The sequence below is a fragment of the Novosphingobium sp. TK71 genome, from assembly GCF_055361505.1.
Genome location: NZ_JBSZKA010000001.1, coordinates 1,882,644 through 1,904,552 on the forward strand (window position 1 = coordinate 1,882,644; position 21,909 = coordinate 1,904,552).

A 21,909-nucleotide genomic window follows, 5' to 3' on the forward strand; every position below is an offset into this window, starting at 1 on the left:
TATCACCTTGCCGAATTCGACCGCGCCGCAGACGTTTGACCTGCTGATCGTCGGTGGCGGCGTGAACGGCGCGGGCATCGCTCGCGATGCGGCGGGCCGCGGGCTCTCGGTGATGCTGGTCGAGCAGGACGATCTGGCCGGTCACACGTCCTCCGCATCGACCAAGCTGATACATGGCGGCCTGCGCTACCTGGAATATGGCGAATTCCGTCTGGTTCGCGAAGCTTTGATAGAGCGCGAGCGGCTGCTGGGAATGGCGCCGCATATCATTCGCCCGCTGCGCTTCGTATTGCCGCAGTCGCAGTCGCCTCGCCCGGCGTGGTTGGTGCGCCTTGGCCTGTTCCTCTACGATCATCTCGGTGCCCGGGGAAAGCTTCCCGGCACCGAAAGCGTTGACCTCTCCCGCTCTCCGTTAGGCAGCGGCCTGAAGCCCGATCCCGGCAGGGCATTCGTCTATTCGGACTGCTGGGTGGACGACAGCCGCCTCGTCGTCCTGAATGCCATGGACGCCGCCGCGCGCGGTGCCCGAATTCTTACCCGCACCCGTCTCGCCTCGGCAAGGGCCGAGGGCAACCACTGGCTGGCGACGCTCGAACAGGACGGGCAAGAGCGGCAAATTCGCGCCAGAACGCTGATCAACGCGGCCGGGCCATGGGTGAAGGACGTTCTGCACCGGCTCGGTAAAGACAACAGCGATCGCGGCCTGCGCCTCGTGAAGGGTAGCCATGTAGTCCTGCCGCGCCTCTACCCGGGCGAACACGCCTTCATGCTCCAGAACCCGGATCGCCGGATCGTTTTCGCCATTCCCTACGAGGACGAATTCACCCTTGTCGGCACGACCGACGAAGCATGGGAAGGGCCGCCGGCCAGGGCCGAGATCAGCGCCGGGGAGATCCGGTACTTGTGCGACACGGTCAACCGCTACTTCGATCGCCGCGTCACGAGCGCCGACATCGCGTGGAGTTACGCCGGCATCCGGCCGCTCTACGAAGACCATGCCCGCAACGCCTCTGCGGTTACCCGCGACTATGTCCTCGATCTGGAGGCGAACGGTAACCACCCGCCCGTGCTCAGCATCTTCGGCGGGAAGATCACGACCTATCGCAAGCTCGCCGAGCATGCGATGGCGCAGCTATCCGGCCTTTTCCCCGAAATGGGAGGTGCATGGACCGCCGGGGCGGTGCTGCCCGGCGGTGATTTCCCCGATGCCGATTTCGAGCGGTTCCTGTCCGATCTGACGGCCCGCTATCCCCTGATGCCGGCGCTCCTGCTTCATCGCGTCGCCCGCGCCTACGGCACGAGGGCTACCGCATGGCTCGGGCCAGCCCGCGCCCCCGGCGACCTTGGCCGGGATTTCGGCGGCGGGCTCCATGAATGCGAAGCCGAGTATCTCGTGCGCGAGGAATGGGCGCGGACGGCCGAAGACATTCTCTTGCGCCGCAGCAAGCTCGGCCTTCACGTGCCACGGGAAACCTCCGACCTGCTGGATGCCTGGCTGGCCGAGCAGGGCAGCCAATGTCCATAGAAACCTTTATCGCCCATTTCGGACTGCTGGCGGTAGGGCTGGGCGCTGCCGCGGAAGGTGAAACCGCATTGATGACGGGCGGGCTGCTCGCGCATCAAGGGCTTCTGCCGATCGGCGGAGTGATGGCGGCCGGAGCAATCGGCTCCTTCCTTGCCGATGAGATTTTCTTCTTCCTCGGCCGGCATTTCCGCGCCCGGCCAGCCGTACGCGCGCTGTCGGAGAAGCCGGCCTTTGCGCGTGCGCTCGCGCTGCTCGAGCGGCACCCGGTGGGCTTCATCCTGGCCTTTCGCTTCCTCTACGGGCTGAGAACCGTCAGCCCCATCGCTATCGGCACCTCTTCCATTCCCGCACGCCGCTTCATCGTCCTGAATGCGCTGGCCGCAACGGTATGGGGCATCGTCATTGCAGCTATCGGCTATACCTTCGGGCAGGCGATAGAAATGGCATTCGGAAAGCTGGGTCGCATCGAACATGTCGCCATGGCCGCAGCGGGGCTGGCGGTCCTTGCTGCCGGCACGATCGTTCTCGTGCGGCGCCGCCTTGCCCGAGTTGCGAAGGCGGCGGACTGAACCGCCATGCCTGAATGCGGATCGCCCGCCATGCCTGATCGGCAGGACGGGCGATCCGCAACAGATACCGAAAATTCCGGCTCAGGTCAGAGCTTGGCCTGCACACCGATGAACATGCGGCGACCGGGATAGTAAAGATCCACCGGCATATCCTTGTTGATGTAGACCTTCGAGTATTCCTTGTTGATGTTCTGCATCTCGAAGAAAACGTTGAAGTGATACTTCGGGAACCGTAGCGTTACCTTGCCATCGAGATAGCCTTCCGCCTTGCGGTACAAGGGGTTATTGCCATTCGCCGCATCCAGCACGGTGCTCAGCCACTTGGAGCGATAGTTGTAGCTGAGGCGTGCGTTCAGGAAGCCCTTGTCGTAGAAAACGCTGGCATTGTACGTGTACTTGGAAAGCCCCGGATATTCCTTCAGTTCCTGACCCGTCGCGCTGTTCGTCAGGTTCGTGCGGATTGCGCGGGCATAGGTCATGTTGCCGGTCAGGCCGAGCCCGTCGAAGGGCTGTGGCAGGAAGGTAAACACGGTCTGGCCGCTTACCTCGATCCCGTCGAGCAGCGCGCCGTAGCCGTTTACCGCCTGACGCACCGTATAGGTGATGCCGTCGTGGAACAGGTCCACTCCGCTGCGCACCACGTTCGGAATGACGAAGCTGGATTCGTACTTCTTGTAGTAGCCGAGGCTGATCATGGTATCGGCGTTGGGATACCACGCCAGGTTCACTTCCCATTGATCGGCGCGATAGGGCTTGAGGTCTGGATTGCCTGCGGTGCAGACATCCTCGGCGCCGGTCAGTGTCTGGTCGTCGAGGCAGTTGATGTTCGGCACCAGATCCGTCGGCCGCGGACGCGCCAGGTTCTTGGCGTAGTTGGCGCGGAGCGACAGGTCCGGCGTAATCGCCAGGTTGGCGTTGAAGGCGGGCAGGAAGTCCGTGTAAGTATTGGAAATACGCGCTTCCTGGGCTGCGATAACCACGGTTTCGGTGCCGCCGGTCGCCGTCGTGCGCGTCACGCGCGAAATGTTGGTGCCCAGCCCCTGATCCTTGGTCTGCGTCCACCGCAAGCCGGCATTGCCCGTCAGGCGCATGCCGAAGATTTCGGTGTCGATATCCGCCATGATGTAACCGGCGTAGACCGTCTCCTTGATGAGATAGGCCGGAATCTGCGAGAGGCCGTCCGCATTGCGCACCAGATCCTGGTCGAAGCCGGAGAGGTCGTAATACTGCGACAGCACATCGGCATCGAAATTCGGGAACGCGATGTTGGAGGGAATGCCGGAAGGCGCATTCTTGAGGCCGCTGAACAGCGGGGCCCCGCCCAGCGTGCCGCCGACCGCGGAAATCAGCGACTGGTACTGCGCCGGGGTCAGATACCAGGTATTGCCGTTGCGGATCTGGGCGGGATTGTCCTGGATCTGGGTCGTATAGGACACGTTGGCGCTCTGCTGGTAGGTCAGGGTCGCCGGGTCGATAAGACGGGTGCCGCCGCCGTTATAGCTGACGTACTTCTGCTTGCGGAACTGTCCGCCGAACTCGAACTTGCTGACGATCGGGTGATCGATTTCCCAGTCCGCATCGAACTTGAGCTGGTCCTCGGTATTGCTTGCCTGCGAAGGGCGATACTGCAGCGCCGGGCCGTAGACCGGCAGGACCTGCCCGTTGGCGCCCGTCCGCGTGAAGTCCGAATAGACGGCCGGATCGGCGGGATCGAACTCCGACGGGAAAGTGAAGACCGGGATTCCCTGCTCGTTGTTGCGATCGACGGTGATGCCGGCAACGCTGGTGCCGAGCGAGATCAGGTTGCTCTCCGACACGGTGGTCGCCTTGGCGTGAGAGCCCATGAAATCGATATGCAGGCGGTTCAGGTCCCAGCGGAAACCACCAGTGAAGTACTTTGAATCCTGATCGTAGCTGAAATCGCGGCGCTGCACGCCGACGATATTCGCAGCGCCGTTCCAGTTGGGCACGGCCACCGTGCCGATGTTCACGGCATTGAGCGCGGTCTGCACGCTGGTAACGACATGGTTCTCATTGACCGTCGAAGTACCGAGCTGGACCTGGCGGCGCGAAGTTCCGCCGTTTGCGCCCGCCGGCAATGCCGGATCGAGGTTGAATCGCTCGACACGGGTCAGGTCGACGGAATAATTGGTATCCTGCAGGTTCTGGTTGCGCTTGTTGATCTGCACCTGGCCATAGGCCCGGAAGTTCGGAGCGATCTGGTATTGCAGCGCGAGATCGCCGGAAATGCGCTTGTCATTGCGAACCCAGCTACGATAGCGCGGAACCGTTGGTGCCCAGTCGAAGAACTGGGTTTCGCAAGCCAGCCGGTTGGCGGTCGCCGCCGAAGTGGTCACCCCGCCTACGCCGGCGCAGCTCTCGTAAGTGTTGTAGTTGGCGTAAAGCGGGTTCGCGACGGTCTTTTCGGTCGAATGATCGAAGTCGGCAAGGCGCGACCAGTTGGTATTGCTGATATAATCCTGCCGGGTATCCACGTCACTGTAAGTGACGTTCACCAGCACGCCGAGGCCGTCGATCAGGAATTTCGGTGTGCCGGCCACGAAGGTCATGCGCGGCTTCCAGGTCTCCGCCGTATCGAGGTTCTGGTATGAAACCACCCCCGTCATCAGCGGGGCCTTCAGGTCGAGCGGCTTGCGCGTCTCCACGCGCACGGTGCCGCCGATGCCGCCCTCGGTAAGGTCGGCCGCATAGCCCTTGTAGACGTCGATCGACTTGACCAGTTCGGTCGCCAGTTCGCGGAAGTCACCCGCGCGGCTGCCGGTGGCGCTGACCTGGCTGACGCCGTTGATTTCCACGCGGTTGAGGTCCGGCTCGACACCTCGGATCGAGACTGCCGTTCCCTCGCCGAAATCGCGGGTAAGCTGGACGCCGGTGATGCGGGCCAGCGAATCTCCGATGTTCTTGTCAGGGAAACTGGCGATATCGTCCGCCACGATGGAATCGACGATGGTACTCGCTTCGCGCTTGCGGTTGGTTGCCGATTGCAGCGAGGCCCGCGTACCGACGACGACGATGTCGTTGGCGGTAGTGATGATCTTTTCCGCCGTCTTGTCGTCTATCGGCTTCTTGGCCGGTTCTTCGGCAACAGCGCCCTGATCTTCCGAACTAGTCTGAGCATATGCGGGGAGGGAAACGCCGAGGGCTCCTGCCAGAGCCAGTCCGGAAACGCCTCTCAAGGCATGGCCGGTGAACTTCGATGTGCGAGAAATCCTCGTATTTCCAACGGCATGCTTACGCATATCCAATCCCCTCTTTTACCCCTGTCGATCTTGTCTGTTCCGGTTTTCCGGTCGCTGATCGAATCAGTTTCTAGACGGACACTTATTGAACCGATATGTGGGATGCAATGCTATAATTTGGACCACGATGGTTCCAAACCCGGAGGATGTTGCAAATGGCGGCCAAAATCCGCGCACTGAACCTGATGATCGGGCTTGTTTGCCTCGCAGCGGAAACCGGCCCCGCGCTCGGCGCGAATCCGCCCGGCCGCCTTGCCGCCGAACGGTTGGACCGGGGGGCAGTCGCTCTCCCCGCAAAGGACGGTGGAATCCTTGTAAACTGGCGATTTCTTGCCGACGATCCGCAGGATTCCCGCTTCCGCGTGCTGCGTGACGGCAAGCAGATTCACCTTACCAAAGCCGGCGCGGCAACAACATTCGTGGATGCCCACGGCACGCCGCAAAGCAGCTATTCGGTGGAGCGCATCGGTGATCGCGCGGGCCCGCAGCGTGCCATGATGTGGGACAAGGGCTATCTGTCGATCCCGCTCGTTCCCCCTGCCGACGGTGTAACTCCGGCCGGAGAAGCCTTTTCCTATACCGCCAACGATGCGAGCGTGGGCGATCTCGACGGAGACGGCCAGTATGAGGTCGTGCTCAAGTGGGACCCCACTAACAGCCACGACAATGCCCACACCGGCTATACCGGCAGCGTTTTCCTTGACGCCTATCGCCTCGACGGCACCCGGCTCTGGCGCATCGACCTCGGCCGGAACATTCGCGCCGGAGCGCACTATACCCAGTTCCTCGTCTTCGATTTCGATGGGGACGGCCGCGCCGAAGTGGCGATGAAAACCGCCGACGGCACCGTGGACGGCACGGGCAAGGTCATGGGCGACGCCAGGGCGGACTGGCGCAGCAGCGGCGGCGAAGTGCCGCAGCAGGACCGCACCGGGGCCAAAGTGCTGGCCGATGGCACCAAGGTCGCGCCGATGCAGGGGCGGATCGTCAAAGGTCCGGAATTCCTGACCGTTTTCGAAGGCGCAACCGGCAAGGCGCTGGCTACCGCACCTTACGATCCCCCGCGCTATCCGGGCGGCAATCCGACGCCGGAACAGCTCGCTGCCGCATGGGGAGATGGCTACGCCAACCGTTCCGACCGCTTTCTTGCCGGCGTCGCCTATCTCGACGGGCACTTGCCGAGCATGGTGTTCGGACGCGGCTACTACGCCCGCACCGCGATTGCCGCCTGGGACTGGCGCGGCGGCAAACTGACCCAGCGCTGGCTGTTCGACAGTTCCGCTCCGGGCAACGGTGACTACGCCGGGCGCGGCAATCATCAGCTTTCCATCGCCGACGTCGACGAAGATGGGCGCGAAGAGGTGATCTACGGCTCGATGGCGATCGATGATGACGGCAAGGGCCTCTGGACCCGGCCGCTGTACCACGGCGACACGATGCATGTCGGCGACCTCGACCCGGCGCGTCCCGGGCTCGAGAAGTTCGGCGTCTTCGAGGATATCCGCAGCAATGGCGGGCTTGGCTCCGCCCTGCTCGACGCGCGGACCGGCGAAGTGCTCTGGACCACGCCGGCCGAACAGGACACCGGGCGCGGTGTCGCCGCCGACATCGATCCCCGGCATTACGGCGCGGAGTTCTGGGGCTCAAACTCGGACCGTCTTTTCGACACCAAGGGCCAGCCGATCGGCCCACGCCCGCGCCAGATGAATTTCGCGATCTGGTGGGATGGCGACCTGCTGCGCGAACTGCTGGACGGCACCACCATTTCCAAATGGGACTGGGAGCGCGGCGTGGCGACACCGATTCTCGCCCCTGAAGGGCTTGCATCGAACAACGGCACCAAGGCGAACCCGGCACTCCAGGCCGATCTCATCGGCGACTGGCGCGAGGAAGTGATCTGGCGCCGCAACGACAACCGCGAACTGCGCATCTACACGACGCCTTATCCGACCGAGCACCGCTTCGTCGCACTGATGCAGGACCCCGTCTATCGTGCGGGCGTGGCATGGCAGAACACGGCCTATAACCAGCCGCCACACACCGGTTTCTACCTCGGTGCGCCGCCGCCGGGCAAATGACCCGAGATTCCAGCGGCGAGGCTAGCCTCGCCGCTGTTCGTACCGATCGATCGCCAGCCCTGCCGGGATCAGGCCAAGGGTCAGTACGGCCAGCAGCCCGAACGCCAGCCACCAGCCCTCGGGCCATCCCTGAAGCCACCCGATGAGGACCGGCCCCAGCGCCGCAAAGCAATAGCCCGCGCTTTGAACTTTCGTGGAAATCCTGCGGTTCTCGTCCAGGGTGCGGGAGAACTTCATGATCATCATGAAGATGAGCACAAACGTGCCTCCATGCGCGATACTGCCGATCGGCGACCACAACATCCACTGTTTCGGCGCTGCCACGATCCACAGCGGCGTCACCGTCCAGACCGCCCCCAGCAGCACAAGCAGCCGCCCCAATGAAATGCGCCGCGCCAGCACGGGAATGCCCAGCGAGCCGGTAAGCGAGAGAATCTGGAACGAGGATGCCACCACTCCCGCCTGCGTGCCGCTCATTCCCCCGGCCGTTTTCAGGAAGGTCGGCAGCCAGGCGGTGAGGCCGTAATAAGCGAAGATATGGATCGCGAATGCCGCGATCATGAGCCAGACGACCATGGCGGGCATCGCGCTTTCAGGAGCGGCTTGCGATTTCGATGCGTCACTTGCATCGGGCTCGACATGCTCCGCCAGGCGCCCCTGCCGGTCGATCAGCCAACGCGATGCCAAAGCCAGCAGCGTCAGCCAGACCCACCCGGCAAGCGCGATCTGCCAGCCTCCCCATGCAGCAATCGGTGCGGTAAAGCCCAGTGTCAGCATCGCGCCCAGATTGAGCGATACGGTGTAGAACCCGGTCACCCCGTTCACATTGCGACGGAAATCGCGCGCGATCAGCATCAGCGAAACGATGTTGCCCATTGCGATGCAGACACCGATCACCAGCGTTCCGCCAAACATGCCGATGATCCCGGTATAGGGCCGGATCACGGCCGCCGCAGCCACGCCGATCAGTACGAGTCGAATCGACCGGTCGATGCCCATACGCCCGATCAAGGGCGACATCAGCGGTGGCAGCAAGCCGAAGCACAGCACCGGAATGCTGGTCAGCAGTCCCGCGCCTACGCTGCCCAGTCCGAGACTGGCGCGAAGCTCGCCGAGAACCGGCTGGATCGCTGTCAACGGGCTGCGCAAGTTGCAACCCAGAACGATCAGGGCAAGCAGAGGAAACCAGGCCGGCAAAGAGCTCTTCGGCACCGCTGTGCCGGGCTCGTGCATTCGCGAAAGAGGCATGAAGCGGGCATGGCGGCGCGCGCCGTGGTTGGCAATCCTCGAAAACAGATCGGCTGCGACCAAGTCGTCGGCACACTTTTTCTTATCCGGCCGGTTGACGGTTAAACCCACATGATGAAATACCATCCCACATAAGATACCCGATCGGGAAGGGAGAGAACATGAGCAAGCTGGTCTGGAGCCGCCGCGAGATGTTGGCGCAAAGCCTGGCATCATCCGCCGTTGTCGGTTCGATGGCGCTCACGGCCGGGCGCGTCGACGCTGCAACGCTCGCCACGAAAGAGCCGTTGGGCTCCCGCATTTCCTCGGGTGAAGACGTGGTCTGGCTCGACGGCGGCGCACCCTCCGCGCACGAGGGCCAGTCCTGGGGCCAACCCTGGCCGCGCGGCACCCGGCTCGACAAGCGCGGCTATGTTCTCGAAGCCGCAGGCGGCAAGCGCGAGGCGGTGCAGACCTGGCCAATGGCCTGGTGGCCGGACGGCTCTATCAAGTGGACCGGACATGCGACCGCCGCCAATGGGGCCCGCACCGGCTCGCTGCGCGTCGTTCCCGGCACTGCCAAACCGGAGCAGACGCTCTCCGTGCATGAGGCGGGCGATGCGATCACTGTCACCGTGGGCCAGACCGTCTGGAACGTAGGCAAATCCGGCGAGGCCCTGATCCGCTCGGCGCGGGTGGGGGCGAGCGAAGTGCTGCAATCGGTACGCCTGCTCGCCAGCGCGCAGGACCGCCCCGATGACGAGGACGGCGCTCCCACACTCGCCCGCTGGACCAGCGCCATCGAAAGCGCCACGGTAGAACAGAGCGGCCCGATCCGCGCGGTCATCAAGCTCGACGGGCGCCATCGCGGCCAAATGGGCAACGAGCCCGGAGACTGGATGCCCTTCTCCGTCCGCCTCTATTTCCACACCGGCTCGGACAGTGTGCGGCTGGTCCATTCGATGATATTCGATGGCGATCCCGCCAGGCGCTTCATTCGCGGGCTGGGCCTCGAAGGCGCGGTGCCGATGCGCGACAAGCTGCACGATCGCCACGTTCGTTTTGCGGGCGAGAATGGCGGCCTCTGGGGCGAGGCCGTGCGCCCGCTGACCGGCCTGCGCCGCGATCCTGGCAAGGCCTTCCGCGATGCGCAAGTGGCGGGCGCGGCCACGCCCCCGCTCGACCAGATGGGCGCGGCGGTGCGCCAGAACATCGAATACATTCCCGCATGGGGCGATTTCCGCCTGCGTCAGCCCAATTCGGACGGCTTTTCCATCGTCAAGCGCACCAAGCCGGGCTGCGGCTGGATCGACGTCGATACTGCAGGCCGCGCGCCGGGATTCGGCTATATCGGCGGTCCATCGGGCGGCGTCGGCTTCGGAATGCACGATTTCTGGCAGCGCTGCCCTGTCGGCCTCGACGTCTCGGATGCGGCGGGCGACACTGCCCGCTTCACCGTCTGGTACCACGCCCCCGATGCCCCGGCGATGGACCTGCGCTTCTATCACGACGTCATGGGCATGGAGAGCTTCGAAGCGCAGAACCGCGGGCTCGACGTGACTTACGAGGATTACGAACCGGGCTGGGGAGATGCCTCGGGCATCGCCCGCACCACCGAATTCCGCATCTGGGCCCTGCCCGCCACGCCGCCGCGCGAACGTCTGGCCGAGATGGGCAAGGGCCTTGCCACACCGCCGCGTCTGGTCGCCAATGTCGCGCGAGTCCATTCCGCCGGGCTGTTCGGCCCGTGGAGTCCGATTGCTGCCGGCGGCCCGCTGCGCGGAAAGATCGAGGCGCGGGCGAACCAGGAACTCGATTTCTACATCGGGCAAGTGGATCAGCGCCGCTGGTACGGCTTCTGGAACTACGGCGACGTCATGCACAGCTATGACAACGACCGGCACGTCTGGCGCTACGACATCGGCGGTTTCGCGTGGGACAACAGCGAACTCTCGACCGACATGTGGCTGTGGTACGGCTTCCTGCGCACGGGTCGCGCCGACGTGTTCCGCCTCGCCGAAGCGATGACGCGCCACACCGGCGAGGTGGACGTCTATCACTCCGGCCGCTTCAAGGGCCTGGGCACGCGCCACGGGGTGCAGCACTGGGCGGACAGTTCGAAGCAGCCGCGCATCTCCAACGCCGCCTATCGCCGTTTCTACTATTATCTCACCACCGATGAGCGTTGCGGCGACCTGATGCGCGGTCTGGTGGACAGCGATCATGCGCTGAAAACGGTCGATATCGGCCGCAAGGTCCTCCACCGGGCAGGACCGCTCGCCGGAACCGGCGCGGTAGTGGCCGACCAGCCGCTGCCCGATGGCCAGATCTTCATGCAGTTCGGCACGGTGTGGGGCTCGCTGCTGGGCGCTTGGCTCACCGAATGGGAACGCACGCGAGACACCAGATGGCGCGACCGCATCGTCGCCGGAATGCGCTCCATCGCCGCCCTGCCCAAGGGCTGGCTGGCTGGCGGCGGCGCCTTCGACCTTGCCTCGGGCCGCTTCGTTGGCGGCGGCAGCGAAGTGAACATGAGCCACCTCAACGGCGTGTTCGGCGTGTTCGAGATCACTGCCGAACTGCTGGAACTGCTGGACGAACCGGCGTTCCGCAAGACCTGGCTCGAATACTGCGAACTCTACAACGCGCCGGAGGCGGAATTCCGCGCGCGCACCGGTGCATCGGGCAAGGGCCGCGCGCTGACGCAGGCGCATTCGCGCTACACCGCCTATGCCGGGGTCCAGCTCGGCAAGCCGGACCTCGTCAAGCGCGCCTGGAGCGAGTTCTTCGGCGCAGGCGACCGCGAAGGGCGCGACCAGTCGCGCGGCGCGAACAAGGTGGCGGGCGCTGCCGTGCTCAAGCCGGTGGACGAAATCGCCGAAGTCTCCACCAACGATGCCGCGCAGTGGGGCATCGCCGCGACCGTGAACCTGACGCTGATCGGGGATGCGCTGGAGTGAAGCGCCTCGCTGCCGCCCTGATACTTGTGTCGCTGTCGGCGGCGACGAACCCTCTAACGGACGACTTCCGCCACGGCCTCTCGCACTGGCGCGTCGAGGCGGAAGCGCCCCCGCGCATCACCGTGCAGGGCGGCGTGATGGACATCGATACGCCGGAAGGGCTCTCGGTCTGGTGGGACGAGGAACTGCGCGGCGCCGTCGCCATCGAATACGAGGTCATGGCCGTTTCGGCCGGCGGGCCGAACGATGCGGTGAGCGACGTCAACGCCTTCTGGATGGCCACCGACCCCGCCGCGCGGGACGGATCGCCCCTGGCCCGCCCCCGCAGCGGGGCCTTTGCCGACTACGACACACTCAAGACTTACTACGTGGGCATCGGCGGCAATCGCAACACGACCACGCGGATGCGCCGCTATGTGGGCGAACCGGGCAATCGTCCGCTGCGGCCCGAGCATGACCGGACCGATCCGGCTGCGCGGCTCGTTGCCAATCGCTGGGTGCCGATGCGCCTTGCCGCCGATGGCGTGACTGTGACGGTGGACTTCGGCGGCAAGCGGCTTTTCACGATGGCCGATACCGCGCCCTACCGCCGGGGCTGGTTCGCGTTGCGCACGACCAGGAGCCACTTGCGCATCCGCAATTTCCGGATCGTTCCGCTCGGGACGGGACGCTGATGGGCCGCAAGATGCCGCTCCTCAAAGTCCCATCGCTTCAATTCAATCGTCGCTCCCGCATATCACGCCCCGTCGGAGGGAATCCGCAGCCCATGCCGGGCCGCGAAACGGGCAAACCGCGTCAACCACAGTCCGGCACGGCCATCCGGCTCGAACAGCGGGGCGCCGTGCCCGCCCTTCTCTATAATGTGCAGTTCCGAAGGAACTTTCGCCGCCCTGCAGCCCTCGAACATGGCGAGGCTATTACCGCAATCGACCACCGCATCGTCGGCGGCATGACCCAGCAGGATCGGCGGCGTGACAGCCGGAACATCGAGGTTCACCGAATAGCGGCGCGACAGGTCGTCGCCCGGGCTCGCTCCCAGCAGTTCCCGGCGCGACTGCCCGTGGGCGAGCGGCGGCACCATGCTGACGACTGGAAAGAACATGCCCGCCACGATCGGCCGCGCATCCTGCCCATCGGCGGCGTCGACCGGATCGTAGACCTTGGCCGCAAAGCGCGTCGCGAGGCTGCCGCACAAGTGTCCGCCCGCCGAAAAACCGATGGCGGCGACGTTGGCAGGATCCACCCCCCATTTCGCCGCATGGACGCGGATCACGCGCATCGCGCGCTGGGCATCCTGCAGGGGCGTGTCCGGCCCGCCGGCCCAGCCGTCGTGCGGCAGGCGGTAGAGCAGTTCGAACGCGGTCACTCCTTGCCCGGCGAACCAGCGCGCAATCGCGGAGGGCCTGGTTCCCATGGCGACGCGGGCATAACCACCGCCCGGAATGACAAGCACCGCCGCGCCGGTGGGTTTCGCCGCAGGACAGACCGTGAGCATCGGTGTCTCGACATGCGGCCAGGCAAGGTCGTCCGGGTTTGCGGGACCGGAGCGCAGGACGCTTTCCTGTTTCACGCCCGCTTTGGGCAGTCCGGGCGGGAAGCCCGGCCAGATCGGAAAGCGCTCGCCCATGGCGATGCCGCCTTGAGCCGCCGCCATCGCGCGGCCGGACAGCAGCGGCGCAGCGGCCAACGCAGCCAGATATTGGCCAAGAAACCGGCGGCGATCACTCGACATATTGCACTCTCCTCGGAAGGTCTTTCTATGCATTGGAATATGTTGAAATTCATTCGACTTTTGGACCGCGCGGCATGATCGGCGCTTCGCTGCTCCTGCTCGCCGCCGCGACCGCTCCGGCCGCCGACGTCGCGCCGAAGCCACTGTTCCGCGATCCGGTGCATGACGGCGCTGCAGATCCCAGCACGGTCTACGATCCCGCCACACGCGAATGGGTGATGTTCTACACGAACCGCCGCGCCGACCTGCCGATGGAGGACGAAAAGGACGTGCGCTGGGTCCACGGCACCGCGATCGGCACCGCGCGGTCGAAAGACGGCGTGCACTGGCGCTACGGCGGCACCGCCTCGATCCCCACTAGTTGCACCGGCGAAACGCTGTGGGCGCCGGATATCGAGCGTTTCAACGGTGAGTGGCACATGTGGCTGACGGTCGTACCCGGCGTGTTCCGCGACTGGAACGCCCCGCGCTTCATCGTCCATCTCACCAGCCCCGACCTGAAATCGTGGACATGCGGCGACCGTCTCGATCTCGGTTCGGACAGGGTGATCGACGCCAGTGTCGTCGCGCTGCCGGAGGGCGGCTACCGCCTGTTCTTCAATGACGAGCGCATGGGCAAGGCGATCCGCACGGCGGACAGCAAGGATCTCGTCCACTGGAGCGTGAAGGACCGCCTCACCGCGACCCCCGGCGAAGGCCCCAAGGCGTTCCGGTGGAAAGGCCGCTGGTGGCTGGTTTCCGACGCCTGGAAGGGGCTGCTCGTCATGCGCAGCGATGACGGCAAGCAATGGACCACCCAGCCCGGCCACATCCTTGCCACGCCCGGACAGGCACCGACCGACCGCGCCAAGGGCCAGCATCCCGATGTGATCGTCTCGGAGGGCCGTGCCTATATCGTCTACTTCGTGCATCAGGGCGGCGAGGACGAGGCAAAGGCAAACCCCGACTGGAACCGCCGCAGCGTGCTCCAGATCGCGGAACTGAAGGAGAAGGACGGAGTGATCGCCGTGGACCGTGACAGCGCTACCCACGTAAAACTCGTGCCGCCGAAGGAAGCGCGCCGATGAACCCGCTGCTTGACCGCCGCGCGCTCTGCCTGGGCGCGGCCGCACTGGCCGGCTGCGCGACCACGCGCACCGGCACGGTGGAACCGGCAGGTCCGCTGCTCTTCGCCTATTTCAGCACCGGCAAGGGCGAGGCGGACGGGCTGAAACTGGCGGTGAGCGAGGACGGCTTCACCTTCCGCACGCTCGGCGGGGGCAAGCCCTTCCTCGTGCCGCAGGTCGGCGAGAAGAAGCTCCTGCGCGATCCCTTCCTCTGGCGCGGCGAGGGACCGGATGCGCCCTGGCATTGCATCTGGACCACGGCGTGGGAGGGCGTGACGATAGGCCATGCAACCACGCGCGATTTCGTGAACTGGACACCCCAGCGCGCGATCCCGGTCATGGCCGCCGTTCCCGGCACCCGCAACTGCTGGGCGCCCGAGGCGATCTACGATCCCGCCACGCGCCGCACGGTGATCTTCTGGTCCAGCACCGTGGAAGGCCGCTTTCGCGAAACCGCCGGCACATCCGAAGGCGGCTACAACCACCGGCTCTGGTACACCACCACCGCCGACTTCGAGAGCTTTGCCCCGGCGCAAGTGCTCTATGACCCCGGCTTCAGCGTGATCGACGGTACGTTCTCTCATGCGCCGAACGGCGGACTCTGGCTGGTGGTCAAGGACGAGACCCTGAACCCGCCCCGCAAATGGCTGCGCGCCGCATCCGCGCGCGGGCCTCTCGGACCGTTCGCACCGCTCGGCGAGCCGTTCACGCCGCCTTGGGTGGAAGGCCCGATGACGGCGCAGGCCGGCGCGGAACTGGTCTGCTACTACGATGTCTATCGCGATGGCCGCTGGGGCGCGAAGACCACGCGCGACATGGTGACCTGGCATGACGTCAGCGACCGGCTCGTCATGCCGCAAGGCGCACGTCACGGTTCCCTTGTGCGGATCGACCGCAGGCTGCTCTCCGCGCTCGAAACCTGAACAGACGAATCCTGAACAGAGAGGGCCTGAAAAAGCGGCTCCCGGGTGGAGGACCCGGGAGCCTTCAGTTCCGGCGTGGGAGGGCCCCGCCGAGGTCGTCAAATTCAGAATTTCACATTCACGCCTGCCGAAATCGTCCGGCCGACGCGGGTCTGGAACAGCGTGTCCTGCCGCTGGCTGTCGGTGTAGAGGCTGTTCTGCTCGTCCGTGAGGTTGGTGCCCTCGACGATCAGCTTGATGCTGTCCGAGATGTTGTAGGAAGCCGAGGCATCGACGAACACGGTCGAGCGGTTGCCCACCAGATCGCTGCCCGGCGAGGCAGGAATGCCGCGAATGAACGGCCCGCGATAGTTCACGGTGCCGCGGATCGAGAACTTGCTGTCTTCCCAATAGAGCGTTCCCGACGCCGTATCCTTGGACAGGCCGACCAGATCGTCCTTGGTCGTCTCGGTGCAGACGCCCTCGGAACTGACGAGGCAGTAATTGATCTTCGACATCACGTGCGTGTAATTCGCCAGAACGCCGAAGTGGCTGATGAAGCCGGACACGAAGTTGAACGGGAGCTGCGCGTTCAGTTCGATGCCCTTCAACTTGCCGCCCGGCGTGTTGGTGGGCGTGGCGATGTTGAATTCTTCGTCCGGCGTGGTGTTGCTGCCCGTGAGCAGTTCGACCGGAAGGCCCAGTTCGTTGAATGGAATCAGCGAGTTCACGTTCTGGACGTAGGTCTTGATGTCCTTGTAGAAGAAGGCCGCCGAGATCAGCGATCCGGGGCGGAAGTACCATTCCACGGCCGCATCGAAGGTGTTGGCGCGGATGGGCTTGAGGTAGGGATTGCCCAGCGAGCCCGACCGGGTCACGGCATTGATCGTCACCGTAGGCGCCAGCACGGTCAACGCCGGGCGGGACATGACCTTCGCGGCAGAGAAACGCAGCAGCAGGTTCTGGACCGGCTCCACCACGATATTCGCGGATGGCAGCCAATCGTCATAGCTGCGCGTCGCGGAACGATACTGACCGGACAGGCCCGTGGGCGAAGTTGCGTCCGAAAGGTTGAGATAGCCCGAGGAGCGCTGCGAGGTGTGGATGTATCGCACGCCCACGTCGCCGCGCAGGCCGATGCCCACGGCGTCCGTCAGGTCGAACGTTCCCATCGCGAAGGCGCTGGTCTCCTCCTCCCTGACGGCGGGATTGATCTCGCCGCAGCCGGTGCAGGTGCGCGCGTCGAAAAGATTGTAGGTATCGGCCAGCTTCTGCCAGTCCAGCGTCGCCCAGCTCGCCGGCGCGCCGTGACCCCAAAGACTGTCCACCCCGGTGATCTGGGTCGTCAGGTCGGCTAGCGAAACCCCGGCCGGCAGCGCCTGAACCAGCGTATCGGCCGTGTAGTAAGTCGTCAGGCGCTGCTTGAAGTCACTGGACCTGTACTGGCCACCGAAATGAAGCTTGAAGGCGTCGGAAAATTCGTAATGAGCGTTCCATTCGGCCATCAGACCGTTGGTGGTATTGGTGCCAGGCTTGCCCTGAAGACTGAACCCGCCGGTGACGACGCCTGCGCCCGGTGTGGGACCATAGAGGAAGTTGTTCGGGTCGGACACGTCGAAGCCGAAGCCCAGCACCGGCGTGCGCCCGCCTCCGGTATAGTCGATCGAGAAATTGTCGGTGTCCAGCGCATCCATGAAGTACTGCATGCGGACCTTGTCCTTCCAGACCGAGCGGTTGAGGCCAAATCTGGCATCGACCGTCAGCCTGTCGGTGAAGCGGTGCATGAAGTTGAGATTCATCTGCTTGAAGGTCGTCGAATATTTCGAATGAAGACCTTCCGAGCGAACGTCCACGCCATCGAGCAGGGCATATTCGACCGAGCCCAGGTCCGAGAGTTGCACGTCCTTGAGCGACATCATCGGATAGCCCTGGTTCGACGCGGAACGGCCGAACGAGATCGCCTCGATGTAATTGTCGTCCCGCGTGACGTTGAAGCGCGAATAGAGCATGTCGAGCGAGATGTCGGTGTCGTCGTCGGGCTTGTACTGCAGGGTCAGCGTGCCGCCGATGCGCTCCTGCGTCTGCTGCGAGTTCAGGTAACGCGGAATACGCGGGAAGAACGCGCCGCTGCCGGGGGTGTTCGGCATATCGTCGCGCCGGGCATCATAGACGGTCTGATAGGCAGCGGGATCGCTTGTGCGCGGATTGCCTGTGGAGCAGTTGGCGGCATCGGCCCCGGTCGTCGCGCTGTTTGCCGGGCTTTGCGGCGTGAAGCCGATGGGTGAGCAGAACATGCCGTTCTGGTTGGCCGAAAGGATGTCCACCGCCGAATAGCCCACTTCGCGGGTGTGGCGCTTCTGGTAGGCGAGCGAGCCGAGAATGCCGAAGCCGCTGTCCCCGAATTGCTTGGAAACGAGCGCCGATGCGCGTGGATCGACCTTCTTCGACAGTTCGTTCCACACGCCGCGAGCCGTGGCGGAAAACACGAAATCCCTGGCCTGGTCCATCGGCCTCGGAGCGCTGAGATCCACCGTGGCGCCGAGCGACCCCTCCTCGATATCGGCCGAAGGGGTTTTGCGCACGGTCAGCGCCGAGAAGATTTCTGTCGGGAACACGTTGAAGTCGAAGCTGCGCCCGTTGTTGCCTGCGCCGTAGATATCCGAACCGCCGGTCTGCGCGGCAGCTTCCATGCCATTGATCCGCACGCGGGTGAAATCGGCGCCGAGGCCGCGCACGGAGATGTTCTTGCCTTCGCCGCCGTCACCGCGCTGAAGTGCCACGCCGGGAATTCGCTGCATCGATTCCGCAAGGTTGGAATCGGGGAACTTGCCGAGGTCTTCGGCCTTGATGGTGTCGATCGCGGCCGTTTCCACGCGCTTGTCGGCCAATGCCGCATTCAGCGAGGCGCGAAAACCGGTGACGATGATTTCCGAAGTGCTGGGGGAATCGCTGGCCCGGGAGGTGTCCTGCCCGGCAGCGGCCGCACCGTCCTGCGCAAAGGCCGAAAGCGGCAGCGTGACAAGAAATGCCGCAACCAGCGCCGGCGCGGAGACGCGGCTGCGCATGACGGATTTCGAGAAAGCCCTTCCCATTTCCTCACTCCCAATTTTTGTTCTTGTTTCGAACATTACCCACTATGTGGGATTGAGTTTTACATTATACGACATTTTCGCTCAGTTCCAGTCAAAATCGCTACCGATCCGATGGGCGGCCGGCGATTCCACGCAGCAGCGGTGCATTTCATCGCAAGACGCGGCCAAATAGCAGCGCTCGCCGCGATTGACTCTCCTTCATCCCGATATATGCCGTAATAAATCGCCATGTGGGATATTCGGCTGATAATCGATGCAGCCGGAAACCCAGGAGAGGATCATCCCAATGCCCTTGAGTCCGGCTCTCGCCCTAGTCCTGACCGCGAGCGTGGCGGCCAGTCCCACGATAGACATCGACCTCGGCGGCAGGTCGCCCGAGCAGATGCCGGTATACCGCGCCGGCGGATCCGGGGTGGAGCGGCGCGATGAATCGGGTGAATTTCTCTACTCGGTGGCGCTGCCCGAGGGCTTGTACCGGGTCACCCTGACCCTGGGCGACAGGCGCAGCGCCGGACGCACCACCGTGAAGACCGAAAGCCGCCGCCTGGTCCTGCGCGACGTCGCAACCCGGCGCGGGCAGACGGTAACGCGTAGCTTTCTTGTCGATGTGCGCAACGCACGTCTCCCGGCCCAGCCTGCCGGCGCCCCCCGGTTCGGCCAGACCGTGCTGCTGGACGAGCGCGACCTCGCCAGTTTCAGCTGGGATGACAAGCTGACATTCGAGTTCCTCGGCCAGCCCCGCGTCTCTGCGATCCACATCGAGCCCGCCAAGGCCCCCCGCCTGTTCCTCGCCGGCGATTCGACCGTGGCCGACCAGTACACCGAGCCCTTCACGAGTTGGGGCCAGATGCTGCCCGCGATGCTGGACGATCGCGTTGCCGTTGCCAATCACGCCAAGTCGGGCGCGACTCTGAAGTCGTTCATCGCCCAACTCCGTTTCTCCAAGCTCCTGACCCAGATGCAGGAAGGCGACTGGCTGTTCATCCAGTTCGGCCACAACGACCAGAAGGCCGAGTGGCCGATGACCTATCTCGATCCCGAACTGACTTACCCTTCCTATTTGCGCAGCTATATCGCCGAAGCCCGCCGCAGAGGCGTTCATCCGGTGCTGGTGACTTCGCCCGAGCGGCGCAATTTCGACGATGCCGGCAGGATCAAGGACACGCTCGGCGCCTATGCCGCGGCAGTGCGCAAGGTTGCGGCGGAAGAGAACGTGCCGCTGATCGATCTCAACCGGGACAGCATCGCGATCATGCAGGCGCTCGGCCCGGACATCTCGCCCCGCGCTTTCGCCGATAATGGCAAGGACAGGACGCACAACAACAACTACGGCGCCTGGCTCTTCGCCGCCGCCATCGCCCGGCAGGTGCGCGAGAAGATCCCCGAACTGGCGCCCAATGTCGTGCCGGGGAACTTCGATCCCGCGCATCCGCCTCTGCCCGAAGCCTTGCCGATCGCGCCGAGCATCTCGCTCGAGGAAAGCAAGCCGGAAGGGAGTTGAGCCGATGGACCTTCCCCGTCGCATGTTCTCCGGCCTCTGCATGGCAGGAGCACTGACGCCGCTGATGCCCCGGGCCGCACTCGGGGCTGAAGGCCGCTTCGACGTGCGCCATTTCGGCGCAAAGGGCGACGGGACGGCCATCGACAGTCCGGCCTTCAATGCCGCAATCGCCGAGGCCGCACGCCGAGGCGGCACGGTGCTGGTTCCGGCGGGCCGCTATCTCTGTTTCTCGATCCGCCTGCAAAGCCGCATCAGGATCGTGTTCGAACAGGGCGCCACGATCGTGGCCGCCGACCCCGCGCTTCATGGCGGCAGCTACGATCTGCCCGAACCTGCCCCCGGCCTCTACCAGGACTTTGGCCATAGCCACTGGCGCAACAGCCTGATCTGGGGCGAAGACATTGAGGACATGGCCATTGAAGGCCCCGGCCTGATCCATGGGCTTGGTCTCACCCGCGATGGGCCCGGCGCACGCTGGAAAGCGCAGACCGGCGAGCGGCCGCTTTCGATGCAGGGCATGAGCGAAAGGGATATCGCCGACCTCGAACCCGCCGTGGCGGCGATGCAGGGGCTCGGCAACAAGGCCATTGCGCTGAAACGGGGGCGCAATATCCGGTTGTCCGGCTTCACCGTGCTGAAAGGCGGGCACTTCGCCATTCTCGCCACCGGCACCAGCGCCTTGCTGATCGAAAGCCTCACCATCGACACGGACCGGGACGGCATCGACCTGGACTGCGTGAAAGACACCCTTGTGCGTGGCTGCAAGGTCAATTCGCCCAATGACGACGGCATCGTCGTGAAGTCCAGCCTGGCGCTGAGCGAACCGCTCCCCGCCGAAAACGTGTTGATCCGCGACTGCGCCGTCTCCGGCTATGACATGGGTACGATGCTGGACGGCACCCATGGAACCGCGCAGCACATCGCGCCCGACCGCGATCGCGTTACCGGTAGGATCAAGCTCGGCACGGAAAGCAACGGCGGTTATCGCAATGTCGTGGTTCAGGACTGCACTTTCACCCGCTGCCGGGGCCTCGCGCTGGAGACCGTGGACGGCGGGGTGATGGAGAACGTCGTCGCAAGCCGTCTCACCATGCGGGACGTGACCACCGCCCCCCTTTTCGTGAGACTGGGAGACCGGCGGCGCGGGCCGGACGGCACCGGCGTGGGCGCGGTGCGCCGCGTGGTCATATCGGAGATCGACGCAAGGGGAATCGACCCGCGCTTTCCTGCAACTTTCGCGGGCCTTGCCGGACACCCTATCGAATCGATCGAGATGCGCGACATCCACCTCGTTTACGGCGAGGCCGGAAAAAGACGCGATTCTGCGCCCGCACCCGTCCGGCAAGTGCCTGAACTTGCAGGGGCCTACCCCGAACCCAGCATGTTCGGGGTGCTCCCGGCATGGGCGCTCTGGGTCCGCCATGTGGAACGCCTGACTGTCGACAAGTTCCACGCCGAAACGATCCTGAAGGACGTCCGCGCGCCGATCCGGCTCGAAAACGTGGCATTTCCGCGCTTTTCGAACACACCCCTCCGGCAGAATGGCGATTGACGGACGCGTGCGGAGCAGTTACCAAATAACGGCATTGATATCCACATAATGGAACAAATGGGAGAGTGGAGTGCCGGATACTGGGACGGGGTCGATCCACGCCTTCAGGATGCAGTTGAAGCCCGGCACGGTTGAGGAATACCGCCGCCGTCACGACGCGATCTGGCCGGAACTCTCCGCGCTGCTGACCGAGGCAGGCATCCGTGACTATTCGATCTTCCTGGACGAGGACAGCCTTGCCCTCTTCGCCGTGCTGCGCGTCCTGCCGGACAATAGCCGCGAAGCCCTGCCCGACCACCCGGTGATGCGCCGCTGGTGGGACTATATGGCGCCGCTGATGGAAGTGGAGCCTGGCAACCGCCCGGTCGAGCGCTCGCTCCCGCTCATGTTCCATATGGATTGAGC

The 21,909-nt window shown here is 64.4% G+C and carries 14 protein-coding genes; 10 read left to right on the forward strand and 4 right to left on the reverse strand.

Annotation, left to right across the window (positions count from 1 at the left end; all coding sequences use genetic code 11):
* Window positions 1-7: 7 nt before the first annotated feature.
* Complete coding sequence (locus ACXJ16_RS24210) at window positions 8-1,525, forward strand: glycerol-3-phosphate dehydrogenase (protein ID WP_443478555.1); 1,518 nt, start codon at window positions 8-10, stop codon at window positions 1,523-1,525.
* Window positions 1,516-2,094 carry a DedA family protein gene (locus ACXJ16_RS24215; protein WP_324699149.1) on the forward strand — a complete coding sequence of 193 codons (579 nt, stop codon included), beginning with the start codon at window positions 1,516-1,518 and terminating at the stop codon, window positions 2,092-2,094. The genes ACXJ16_RS24210 and ACXJ16_RS24215 overlap by 10 nt, the downstream gene beginning before the upstream one ends.
* Before the next feature lie 86 nt (window positions 2,095-2,180).
* Here ACXJ16_RS24215 and ACXJ16_RS24220 read toward each other — a convergent pair whose 3' ends face one another.
* Complete coding sequence (locus ACXJ16_RS24220) at window positions 2,181-5,354, reverse strand: TonB-dependent receptor (RefSeq protein WP_185999196.1); 3,174 nt, start codon at window positions 5,352-5,354, stop codon at window positions 2,181-2,183.
* A gap of 155 nt (window positions 5,355-5,509) precedes the next feature.
* Here ACXJ16_RS24220 and ACXJ16_RS24225 point away from each other — a divergent pair, with 155 nt between their 5' ends.
* Entirely contained in the window at window positions 5,510-7,432 is a 1,923-nt protein-coding gene (locus ACXJ16_RS24225; protein WP_463922394.1) for a rhamnogalacturonan lyase, read from the forward strand.
* 21 nt (window positions 7,433-7,453) lie between these two features.
* Here the strand turns inward: ACXJ16_RS24225 and ACXJ16_RS24230 are convergent, their stop codons facing one another.
* Window positions 7,454-8,680: an MFS transporter gene (locus tag ACXJ16_RS24230; protein WP_463922395.1), complete on the reverse strand. Its 1,227-nt coding sequence runs from the start codon at window positions 8,678-8,680 to the stop codon at window positions 7,454-7,456.
* 161 nt (window positions 8,681-8,841) lie between these two features.
* Between ACXJ16_RS24230 and ACXJ16_RS24235 the strand changes: the two genes are divergently transcribed.
* Window positions 8,842-11,619, forward strand: a complete 2,778-nt coding sequence (locus tag ACXJ16_RS24235; RefSeq protein WP_463922396.1) for an exo-rhamnogalacturonan lyase family protein — start codon at window positions 8,842-8,844, stop codon at window positions 11,617-11,619.
* Window positions 11,616-12,293, forward strand: coding sequence for a DUF6250 domain-containing protein (locus tag ACXJ16_RS24240; RefSeq protein ID WP_324699152.1), 678 nt, complete (start codon window positions 11,616-11,618; stop codon window positions 12,291-12,293). Before ACXJ16_RS24235 ends, ACXJ16_RS24240 begins: the two co-directional genes overlap by 4 nt.
* Window positions 12,294-12,355: 62 nt before the next feature.
* On the opposite strand, the gene ACXJ16_RS24245 is transcribed toward ACXJ16_RS24240, so the two are convergent.
* Window positions 12,356-13,351, reverse strand: a complete 996-nt coding sequence (locus tag ACXJ16_RS24245; RefSeq protein ID WP_463922397.1) for an alpha/beta hydrolase — start codon at window positions 13,349-13,351, stop codon at window positions 12,356-12,358.
* A 74-nt stretch (window positions 13,352-13,425) separates the two neighbouring features.
* Between ACXJ16_RS24245 and ACXJ16_RS24250 the strand changes: the two genes are divergently transcribed.
* Together ACXJ16_RS24250 and ACXJ16_RS24255 are read left to right on the forward strand one after the other, a co-directional pair.
* The gene (locus tag ACXJ16_RS24250) at window positions 13,426-14,418 is read left to right on the forward strand and encodes a family 43 glycosylhydrolase (protein WP_324699154.1); all 993 of its coding nucleotides are present in this window, start codon (window positions 13,426-13,428) and stop codon (window positions 14,416-14,418) included.
* Window positions 14,415-15,380 (forward strand): glycoside hydrolase family 43 protein, encoded by a 966-nt coding sequence (locus ACXJ16_RS24255; RefSeq protein ID WP_324699156.1) that lies wholly within the window; start codon window positions 14,415-14,417, stop codon window positions 15,378-15,380. The genes ACXJ16_RS24250 and ACXJ16_RS24255 overlap by 4 nt, the downstream gene beginning before the upstream one ends.
* Before the next feature lie 104 nt (window positions 15,381-15,484).
* Here ACXJ16_RS24255 and ACXJ16_RS24260 read toward each other — a convergent pair whose 3' ends face one another.
* Entirely contained in the window at window positions 15,485-18,451 is a 2,967-nt protein-coding gene (locus ACXJ16_RS24260) for a TonB-dependent receptor (protein WP_463922398.1), read from the reverse strand.
* A 286-nt stretch (window positions 18,452-18,737) separates the two neighbouring features.
* Here ACXJ16_RS24260 and ACXJ16_RS24265 point away from each other — a divergent pair, with 286 nt between their 5' ends.
* From ACXJ16_RS24265 to ACXJ16_RS24275, 3 genes are all read left to right on the forward strand, one after another.
* Entirely contained in the window at window positions 18,738-19,952 is a 1,215-nt protein-coding gene (locus ACXJ16_RS24265; protein ID WP_454797885.1) for a rhamnogalacturonan acetylesterase, read from the forward strand.
* Window positions 19,953-19,956: 4 nt separating this feature from the next.
* Complete coding sequence (locus tag ACXJ16_RS24270) at window positions 19,957-21,504, forward strand: rhamnogalacturonidase (protein ID WP_420719896.1); 1,548 nt, start codon at window positions 19,957-19,959, stop codon at window positions 21,502-21,504.
* Between the two features lie 109 nt (window positions 21,505-21,613).
* On the forward strand, window positions 21,614-21,907 hold the full coding sequence (locus ACXJ16_RS24275; RefSeq protein WP_054436129.1) for an L-rhamnose mutarotase: 294 nt from the start codon (window positions 21,614-21,616) through the stop codon (window positions 21,905-21,907).
* Window positions 21,908-21,909: the final 2 nt, after the last annotated feature.

Excerpts from the sequence above, each read along its gene's own strand:
- ACXJ16_RS24250 (WP_324699154.1), top strand. The coding sequence starts at position 13,426 with ATGATCGGCGCTTCGCTGCTCCTGCTCGCCGCCGCGACCGCTCCGGCC.
- ACXJ16_RS24225 (WP_463922394.1), top strand. The coding sequence starts at position 5,510 with ATGGCGGCCAAAATCCGCGCACTGAACCTGATGATCGGGCTTGTTTGC.
- ACXJ16_RS24230 (WP_463922395.1), bottom strand. The coding sequence starts at position 8,680 with ATGCCTCTTTCGCGAATGCACGAGCCCGGCACAGCGGTGCCGAAGAGC.
- ACXJ16_RS24255 (WP_324699156.1), top strand. The coding sequence starts at position 14,415 with ATGAACCCGCTGCTTGACCGCCGCGCGCTCTGCCTGGGCGCGGCCGCA.
- ACXJ16_RS24275 (WP_054436129.1), top strand. The coding sequence starts at position 21,614 with ATGCAGTTGAAGCCCGGCACGGTTGAGGAATACCGCCGCCGTCACGAC.
- ACXJ16_RS24215 (WP_324699149.1), top strand. The coding sequence starts at position 1,516 with ATGTCCATAGAAACCTTTATCGCCCATTTCGGACTGCTGGCGGTAGGG.
- ACXJ16_RS24235 (WP_463922396.1), top strand. The coding sequence starts at position 8,842 with ATGAGCAAGCTGGTCTGGAGCCGCCGCGAGATGTTGGCGCAAAGCCTG.
- ACXJ16_RS24265 (WP_454797885.1), top strand. The coding sequence starts at position 18,738 with ATGCCCTTGAGTCCGGCTCTCGCCCTAGTCCTGACCGCGAGCGTGGCG.
- ACXJ16_RS24220 (WP_185999196.1), bottom strand. The coding sequence starts at position 5,354 with ATGCGTAAGCATGCCGTTGGAAATACGAGGATTTCTCGCACATCGAAG.
- ACXJ16_RS24245 (WP_463922397.1), bottom strand. The coding sequence starts at position 13,351 with ATGTCGAGTGATCGCCGCCGGTTTCTTGGCCAATATCTGGCTGCGTTG.
- ACXJ16_RS24270 (WP_420719896.1), top strand. The coding sequence starts at position 19,957 with ATGGACCTTCCCCGTCGCATGTTCTCCGGCCTCTGCATGGCAGGAGCA.
- ACXJ16_RS24260 (WP_463922398.1), bottom strand. The coding sequence starts at position 18,451 with ATGGGAAGGGCTTTCTCGAAATCCGTCATGCGCAGCCGCGTCTCCGCG.